A 241-nucleotide genomic window follows, 5' to 3' on the forward strand; every position below is an offset into this window, starting at 1 on the left:
CCAGCTCGTCAAAATTGAACTCATCTTCTGATTCAGTTGGTAAGCCTGCTTCAACTTGTTCTGACTCAACGGACTCGGACGTTTCTAACGCAGGTTCGCCAGCCATAGATGCTAGAGCATCTTCTTCACTAAACTCAGGAAGATCCAGCTCGTCAAAATTGAATTCATCTTCTGATTCAGTTGGTAAGCCTGCTTCAACTTGTTCTGACTCAACGGACTCGGACGTTTCTAACGCAGGTTC

Annotated in this window: 1 pseudogene; it reads right to left on the reverse strand. The window is 45.6% G+C overall.

Features of this window, described 5'->3' with window-relative positions:
* Positions 1-241: pseudogene (locus tag R7F64_RS12445) on the reverse strand (hypothetical protein); the annotation flags it as partial.

This window comes from Vibrio sp. Vb1980, assembly GCF_033338615.1.
GTDB lineage: Bacteria > Pseudomonadota > Gammaproteobacteria > Enterobacterales > Vibrionaceae > Vibrio > Vibrio alginolyticus.